General features: G+C 55.8%; 7 protein-coding genes and 1 pseudogene. 7 read left to right on the top strand and 1 reads right to left on the bottom strand.

What is annotated here, in order from left to right:
* The first annotated feature begins 263 nt into the window (after nucleotides 1-263).
* The 7 genes from ACTIKR_RS13040 (at nucleotide 264) to ACTIKR_RS13010 (ending at nucleotide 7911) form a co-directional block, all read left to right on the top strand.
* Nucleotides 264-986: a TerC family protein gene (locus ACTIKR_RS13040; RefSeq protein WP_193086984.1), complete on the top strand. Its 723-nt coding sequence runs from the start codon at nucleotides 264-266 to the stop codon at nucleotides 984-986.
* A gap of 392 nt (nucleotides 987-1378) precedes the next feature.
* Nucleotides 1379-2335: a hydroxymethylbilane synthase gene (hemC, locus tag ACTIKR_RS13035; RefSeq protein WP_442328050.1), complete on the top strand. Its 957-nt coding sequence runs from the start codon at nucleotides 1379-1381 to the stop codon at nucleotides 2333-2335.
* Nucleotides 2336-2344: 9 nt separating this feature from the next.
* Nucleotides 2345-3160, top strand: coding sequence for a uroporphyrinogen-III synthase (locus ACTIKR_RS13030; RefSeq protein ID WP_442328049.1), 816 nt, complete (start codon nucleotides 2345-2347; stop codon nucleotides 3158-3160).
* Nucleotides 3161-3253: 93 nt separating this feature from the next.
* On the top strand, nucleotides 3254-5098 hold the full coding sequence (locus ACTIKR_RS13025) for a uroporphyrinogen-III C-methyltransferase (protein WP_442328048.1): 1845 nt from the start codon (nucleotides 3254-3256) through the stop codon (nucleotides 5096-5098).
* Nucleotides 5099-5101: 3 nt separating this feature from the next.
* Entirely contained in the window at nucleotides 5102-6514 is a 1413-nt protein-coding gene (locus tag ACTIKR_RS13020) for a heme biosynthesis HemY N-terminal domain-containing protein (RefSeq protein ID WP_442328047.1), read from the top strand.
* A 24-nt stretch (nucleotides 6515-6538) separates the two neighbouring features.
* Nucleotides 6539-7072, top strand: a complete 534-nt coding sequence (gene ppa / locus ACTIKR_RS13015; protein ID WP_442328046.1) for an inorganic diphosphatase — start codon at nucleotides 6539-6541, stop codon at nucleotides 7070-7072.
* Between the two features lie 143 nt (nucleotides 7073-7215).
* A complete protein-coding gene (locus ACTIKR_RS13010; RefSeq protein WP_442328045.1) occupies nucleotides 7216-7911 on the top strand; it encodes a fumarylacetoacetate hydrolase family protein in 696 nt (231 codons plus the stop codon).
* Between the two features lie 332 nt (nucleotides 7912-8243).
* Here ACTIKR_RS13010 and ACTIKR_RS13005 read toward each other — a convergent pair.
* Nucleotides 8244-8497: pseudogene (locus ACTIKR_RS13005) on the bottom strand (hypothetical protein); the annotation flags it as partial.

Raw genomic sequence — 8497 nt, 5'->3', positions numbered from 1 at the left:
ACTGACGTAGTACTGAACACTCTGTTTTATAATTGCTCGCAGTCTGGAGCAGGAAAGGGCGCTCAAGTGCCCTTTTTTTATACCTTCTCGCCAATCACACCGAGCCGTAGCTGATCGGGTGGTCGAGCAGGTCGTGTCCATTGTGTTGCCGCGCGCCCAATGCGCGGCGCGATACGATGCAGGTGCCGGCACATCAGAGGGCATTCGGCAGTCGCCAGGCCCACCTGCATATCATACAAATCTAACAGAGGTGATCTTTCATTATGCTTGAGTTTTTTCAGACCCTGAGCTGGACCGCAATATTCCAGATTATTCTCATTGACATACTTTTAGGTGGTGACAACGCCGTCATCATTGCTTTGGCATGCCGCAATCTGGAAAAAGCGCAACGCATGAAAGGCATTCTTTGGGGTACTTTCGGCGCCATCATCATGCGGGTGATTCTGATCGCTTTCGCACTGAAGTTGCTGGAGATTCCTTATCTGAAAATTGTAGGTGGCGCATTGCTGATCTGGATCGGCATTAAGCTGCTGATTCCCGAAGAGGATGAGCATGGTAATGTGTCCGGGGGCACTTCAGTGTGGACCGCGGTTAAAACCATCCTGATTGCCGACTTTGTCATGAGTCTGGACAATGTCATTGCCATCGCCGCTGCTGCACAGAAAACCACGCCAGGCCATGAAGTGGCCTATGTGGCCTTCGGTCTGATTGTCAGCGTGCCAATTATTATCTGGGGCAGCACCCTGGTGCTCAAGCTGATCGACAAGTATCCGCTGGTGATTACGCTGGGTGCAGGTCTGCTGGGCTGGCTGGCCGGCGGCATGTTGATTACTGACGTATTTACAGAAAGAACATTCTTCAATGGCGGACCAGCACCGCAAACTGTTAAGATTGCGGTAGAAGTCATTGGCATAATTCTGGTTGTTGGTCTGGGTAAATGGCTGGCTTCCCGCAAGGGCAAGTCGCAGGTAACTGAAACGCACTAACCCGAGTTGACCGATAGTCCGAGACAACCCGGATGCTGTCCTGATCCGGTTGTGCCGGAAGGCAACCCCGCCAGGCTTTTCGCCCCGGCGGGGTTTGTTGTTTTACATGTCCGCAGACGCCAGGTCTGCCACTCGTATGAAGGTCTGACACTATGGAAGAAAAACCCAAACGCAGTATCTTGCAAGGTCTGCTTATTCTGGCGGTAATCGGTATAGCCGTTACCGTAGCCATTAATTATTTGCGTTAGCACAGGGGGGCCAAAGGCCCGACACCCGTGCTCCTGGCCATGTGTTGGGTGGGCGCCGGCCAGGTTGTGCCCATTGCTTCTGTCCATGATTGCCCGCCTTTTCCCCTGATTCGCGATTTTAAATATATTTAGCAGGAACCCCGCGTGACCGAACTTAAAAAACTGACCATCGCAACCCGTGCGAGCCGCCTTGCCCTTTGGCAGGCGCATCACGTTCGTGAGCTGCTCCTGGCCCATTACCCGCAGTTGCAGGTCGAACTTCTGGAACTGACCACAAAGGGCGACCAGATTCTGGATCGTACATTGTCAAAGATAGGTGGCAAGGGGCTGTTTATCAAGGAACTGGAAACGGCGCTGGTAGACGGCAGGGCAGACTTGGCCGTACACTCGCTCAAAGATGTGCCGGTTGATCTGCAGTCTCCTTTTGCACTGGCGGCGATCCTGGAGCGGGCCGATCCGACCGACGCCTTTGTATCGTCAACCTATCATCAACTGAGCCAATTGCCGGCTGGCGCCGTGGTGGGCACATCCAGCCTGCGCCGTGAATCGCAGATTCGGGCGGCCTATCCATCTCTGGTGGTCAAGCCCCTGCGCGGCAACCTGGACACCCGTTTGTCCAAGCTAGATAACGGCGATTATGATGCCATCGTACTGGCCACTGCGGGGTTGCAGCGCCTGGGACTCGGTGACCGCATTGCATCGCGGCTGGACGTCTCCGAGAGTTTGCCCGCAGCGGGGCAGGGAGCGCTGGGTATTGAGGTGCTGGAAGCGCGCACGGAGCTGCTGGAGATCCTGGCCGACCTGGCCAATCCGGCAACCACCGCCTGTGTTACGGCGGAACGGGCGGTATCCAGGACGCTGGGCGGATCCTGCCAGGTGCCGATTGCTGCCTACGCTACACTGACAGACAATGCAGTCACGCTCAACGCGCTGGTGGCAACGCCCGACGGCTCGCGTGTATTGCGTAGTACCCGGACATCCAGTGCCGAAGGCGCCGATCAGTTGGGGGTTGTGGTGGCGCAAGCGCTTCGGGAGCAGGGTGCCGACGAGATACTGGCGGCACTGCACGAGGCATCACAGAACGACGCCGACAAGGCGTGAGCCCAGGTTGTGCACCATTCGCGCGCAACGGTCATTCTCACAAGACCACAAGGAAAAAACCAGGCGCTGCAACTGCGTTTTGAACAGGCAGGGTTGCGCGTTGCCACACTGCCGGCCCTGACGTTGCAGCCAATCGCCGCCACAGACCCGGTTCCTGATCCAGCCACATTTGATCTGATATTTTTTGTCAGTGGTTTTGCAGTCGATCGCTTTTTTGATCTGTTGGCTGAACAAGGCATGCGATGGCCGCAAGGGCTGCGTGCCGGCTGCGTGGGCCCGGGAACCGTCCTGGCGCTGCAGCGCCAGGGGGTTGCACAACAGCAGATCCTGTGTCCTGCCGGCGATCAGCCCTACGACTCCAGTGGTTTTTTGGCACGGTTGAAGGCCAGTGCCGTTTTTGCGTGCCTCAGCTCAGTGTTGATTGTGTGTGGCACCACAGGCAACCCGTGGCTTGCCCGGCAATTGCAGGAACTATCGCTTCAAGTCAAGCGCCTGCCCTTGTATAGGCGGGATGCCAGGCAATGGGATAGGCAGCAGCAGCGCCAAATGAGCAGCCTGCTTGCCGATCCGGCGGAAAAAAAATATGTGGTACTGACCAGCCCTCAGGGGATAGAAGCGTTCGTCGATAATCTGGCCACGGCCCAGATAGACCCGGATCCGCTTGCCGAATCCACGACCTTTGTGGTCACCCATGAAGGACAGGTCGATAGTCTGAAGCATGCCTGGCAGCAAAAACTGCCAGCAGGGAACGCCGGCACATTGCGCATCGTACAGGCATTGCCGCAGGAAGACGCAATTTTCCACATCGTTACAATCTCGGATTAAAAGCCTGCTGTAATCCACTACAATGTACAAAACTTTCACGAACGTATCGCCAAGCGGTGTATTGGTTTTCTGGATAGTAAGGAATTGAAAAACATGGAAAAAAAACAGGACGACGCGCGAAATACGGAAAATGAAAAAAAACCGGAAGCGGCTGGCCATCAAGCGCAGCAAAGGAGCGCAGCGCCGGATACAGTGACGGATGCAGAGCTGGCTAACGAGAAAACCACGGCTGAGAAAACGGCAGTGCATGTTGGCAAGGCCGATACGGCAGCTGGGGCAAAGCCTGTTTCTGGCGCTGCAGGTGGCGCCATTCCTCCCATTGAGACGGGCAAGAACGATAGCAATGCAGGTAAAGGCACCAAAGGGCCATTGATTGCGGCGCTTGTGGTCGTGGCGGCCATCGCAGCTGGCGGTTACTACTACGCTCAGAATAATCAGTCCGAGCTCGAAAGCAGCAGTCAGACTTCCAGCGAGTCTGACTCTTCCGCACCTGCAGAGGCGCCGGCATCCGGCGCCGCGCAACCGGACCAGACGCCTGCCGCAGATGCTACATCAGATTCATCAGATTCTTCACAATCAGATGCAGCCGGCAATGCAGAATCGGCCCAGAGTGCCGACACAACGCCAGTCACGACAAGTGGCGATGCCCAGGCTGATGCAGACGTTGCAGGAGAGGGTGCGTCGCCTGACGACGCTGCGGCGACTGCTCAGGATGAGGCAAGTGGCAGCAACAGCAGTACGCCCATGGGCCCGACAGCAAGCAATAGCGAACCAACGCAGTCGGGGGCTGAGCCCGCCGGGAACTCAACGGCGCAATCATCCAGTACTGCGACCACAGAAAACACATCCGGCGATGCGTCGGTCGATGCGACAGACACAGCCGGCGCTTCAGGCCAAGATACTGCTACTACGCCCACATCCGCTACAGGCACGCCGGCAACGGCCGTAGATGCACCTCATGCGTCTGGTGCCCCATCAGCCGCAGGGTCAGGCACGGGCGGTTTTACCGGTTCCTTGCCGGCCGACATTCGCGATCAGCTTGATCGGCAGTCGGCACAGATTATTGCGCTGCGCGATCAGTTGGAGTCTTCACAAAAGCAACTGCAGCAGCTGCAAACAACCCGTTTGCAAGCCTCGCGTGATGAGACAACCCTGTTTGTGGTCAATGATGTGAGTCGTCTGGTCTCCATGGCACAGAATGAGCTTGCTATCGCCGGCAACCTTGAAAATGCCTTGGCTTCGCTGGAAACAGCAATCAAGGCCATAGATCAGGCTGATGCGCCGGTGCTGGCAGGGTTGCGTGGCGCTTTGGCTGCCGATATCGTTACCCTGAAGTCTGCGCCAGCCATTAGCGTGGATGCGCAATTTGCCCAAGTAGCGGCATTGTCCGGAAAAATTGATGCGCTGCCAATGCTGGCTCCCGATCAGGCGGGCGCCAAACCCATGACCGGACAGTCTTCGGAAGTGACGTCCCCTGCGGGAAGCGCGAACGATACGAACTCGGTCGCATCCTCTGATGTCTGGTATGAGCGTGCCTGGAACGAGGTGAAAACCTGGCCGGTTGCTGCCTGGGAAGGATTGCGTTCCGATCTTGGCGGGATTGTGCGAGTGGAAAAACTGGCCGATCCGAATCAGATGTTGCTCACGGTTGATCAGGCAGCCCAGTTGCGGGCAAATCTGAAGCAGCATTTGCATTTTGCCCAGCAGGCATTGCTCAATAGACAGCAGGGTATTTGGACTTCATCGCTTGAAACCGTCGTCAACGGTGTCAGACAAAGTTTCAATCAGGATTCGGTTGAGACGCAACAGGTGCTGGGCCAACTTCAGCAACTGCTCAAGGCTGGTGTCAGGCAGCAGTTGCCGTCCATCACGCAGAGCGTGAAGGCGGTTCAGGAAACCCGCAAGCAGCTTAAATCCATGAATCCCGGACAGGAGTAATGCATGCGAACCAGTTTGAAATTACTCGTCCTGTTTGCTGTTGCTGTTGCTGCCGCACTCTTGTTGCGTGATTCCAGCGGCTATTTCATGGTTGTGACCGGCGATGAGCGCCGTACGGTGTCGCTGGCTTCTGGCCTGGTCTTCATTGTCATTGCCTTTTTCGTTTTTTACCTCATCTTTCGTTTTATCGGTGTTCTGATGGATGCGCCAACGCGATGGCGCAACTGGAATCAGCGCCGGCACACCCGCAAGGACTATGATCTGCTGGAGCGGGGCTGGGTCGAATTGCTGGAAGGGCGAAGCAGCCCGGCGGAAAAGGATTTGACCCGCCTGCTCAATCGCAGTCGTGACAGTGGCAGGCAGGCGCTGGCCAGTCTGGCGGCGGCCAAGGCGGCGCACAACCAGTCGCGCTATGCCGAACGGGATGCGTTGCTTCTGACTGCACAGTCCAAGGCGCAGGGCAACCCCAGGATGCAGGATGCCGCCACTACCATCCGTGCGGAAATGCTGCTGGAGCAAGGCGAATCCAAACAGGCGCTGGCATTGCTCGAGCCACTGGCAAAAGCTGGAGGTGCCAATCAGGACCATATCCAGAAACTGCTGTTGCGCGGTTACAAGCAAATTGGTAACCAGGATAAATTGCTGCAGGTAGCGCGTGCGCTGAACAGGAAAGGAACCATCGATAGTTTCGAGGGCCAGCGTCTCATTGAGCATGCCGGTGCGGCGGTCATGAAAGCGACCACCCGGGATAGTTGGGCCAATACCTGGAAGTCATTCAGCGCGGCTGAAAAGGTCATGCCGCTGATCGCACTGGCTGCTGCCGAGAAAGCGCAGGCCGCCGGCCATCCCGACACTGCCGGGCAAATACTGGAAGCCTCGTTGCGGGAACATATTGACCCGCGACTGCTTAATGCCTATGTCCAGTGCCCGGCCGAACAGGTCAATGCACGCCTGACCAAAGCGCAGCAATGGCTCGAGAAAGACGAAAACAATCCTGATCTGCTCAATGCGCTCGGTTTCTTATGCCTGGCCGCGCAGTTGTGGGGACAGGCCGAGCGCTATCTGACACGTAGCCTCAAGTTGCGTGAAGATCCACGCACGCATACCTTGCTTGGTGCGCTCTACGACCGCTTGGGCAAGCCTGCCGAGGCAGTCAAGCACTGGCGTTTTGCCTCGGCCTCCATCTCCATGCTGCCCACAGTCGCAGGAGAAAAATACCTGCCTGCGGCCGATACGCGAATGGATCCGGACGGCCCGCCTGACCGCAAGCGTGCCGAACAGCAAATTGAGCAGGAACGCGCAGATGAGGCGTCCGAGAAAACGATCTATGCCAAACGGCCGGAAGCCGATGATGAGTATTTTGACAGTGCACCCATCCCCGGTATCAGGACGGATGAATTGAATGAAAAATCGTAACCACAGTAACCAGAAGAGTTGACTATGAGCTTGAAAAATGTCCCGGCCGGTTCCAAGACGCCGGAAGAATTCAATGTTGTAATTGAAATTCCGATGAATGCCGATCCGGTTAAATACGAAGTGGATAAAGACACCGGGGCGGTGTTTGTAGATCGCTTCATGATGACGGCCATGCACTACCCGTGCAACTATGGCTATATTCCGGACACACTGTCTGATGATGGCGATCCGGTCGATGTGCTGGTCATGACGCCGTTTCCTGTTGCGGTCGGATCGGTCATCAAATGCCGCGCCCTGGGCGTGTTGCAAATGGATGATGAAGCCGGTGGCGACGCCAAATTGCTGGCTCGCCCGGTCGACAAGCTGTACCCTCCCTATAGCAACCTGAATGCGCATACTGATTTGCCAGAGCAGGACCTGCAGCGCATTCAACACTTTTTCGAGCATTACAAAGATCTTGAAAAAGGCAAGTGGGTCAAGATCAAAGGCTGGGAAGGGGTCGAAGCGGCGCATACGGAGATCACCAGCAGTATCGAGCGATTCCAGAAAGGTAAATAATCCGCTGGTTTCCAACGACTTTTAAAAAGGGCACGGCAGTATACGACCGGGCCCTTTTTTTGATGGCGAGCACAAAGCGATCCACGCTAGCCTGCCGCAACGTTTTATTGATCATGATAACCAATACCATTTAAGAGACTGCTATGACATATGTATTTCCCGCCCCCGAGATTGTTTCCCTTGCTGTCGCAGGTAGCGATGCGCGCTTTCCGGTGCGCCGTGTTTACTGCGTAGGACGCAATTACGCCGAGCATGCAAAGGAAATGGGTTTTACAGGCCGTGAAGATCCTTTCTTTTTCTGCAAGCCAGCTGATGCATTGCTGCCTGTCTCCGACGGTCAGACAGGGCAAATGCCGTATCCTTCCAAAACGGCTAACCTGCATTATGAAATGGAATTGGTCGTCGCTATTGGTAAAGGGGGCAAGGACGTGTCGGTAGAGCAGGCGGCGCAGATGGTTTTCGGTTATGCACTGGGCCTGGACATGACTCGTCGCGATTTGCAGGGCGAGGCCAAGAAGCAGGGCAGGCCCTGGGAAGTGGGCAAGGCATTCGATCTGTCGGGTCCGATCGGACCTGTACATCCGGCGGCGACGGTCAAGGGCATTGACTCGGCTGCCATCTCGCTGGATGTCAATGGCCAGACACGTCAGAGCAGCACAATTGCGTCGCTGATCTGGTCTATTCCTGAATCCATTGCCTATTTGTCGGGATTGTTTGAGCTACAACCTGGCGATCTGATTTTCTCTGGCACGCCGGAAGGGGTGGGCGCGGTCACGGTCGGCGATGAATTGGTCGGCAAAGTGGACGGGCTGGGTCAGTTGAATGTACGCATCGTCTGATCGTCGTAGCAGTCGTTCCTGCCGCAAAAACGCGCGACCAGGAATGACATACGCCTCTTTCGCGAACGCAGGTGCCTGCTGAAAGCCTCTTTCAGTCGCATCTGCACATAATCAGGCTGCCTGAGCCGGTGCAAAACGTTAAATATTAAGACATCGGCAAAGCGCATTATTCAGCCTTTTGCAAGCCAAATCAAGCAGATAGCCAAATTGGTCGCGGCTCGAAAAAATTGCAAATGTTACAAATACAAGCACTTTATAGTCGTTCTGTAATGACCTTTGGCGTGAAAGTGCGAATAATGGTTTGTACTGATTTCGCAATTCAAATAAAGAGGTTAAGTCATGAAATTCAATACGACACGATCAATGGTTTTGACAGCGGTATTCGCTGGCTTGTTAGGTCTGGCCGGATGCGACAACGGTGGCGATTCGACTGAGCCCAAAGCGCCGGGAACAACGTCGGAAGCGCCGGCAGCACCGGCTCCTGCGGCTGAACCAGCCGCGCCAGCCGATTCCACTACCACACCAGCGCCGTCTGGCGAAGCACCTGCCTCTGGCGAAGCACCTGCCTCTGGTGGCAGCCAGCCAC

The organism is Advenella sp., from assembly GCF_052108595.1.
GTDB lineage: Bacteria > Pseudomonadota > Gammaproteobacteria > Burkholderiales > Burkholderiaceae_B > Advenella.
This window is presented reverse-complemented; position numbering and strand designations above follow the sequence as displayed.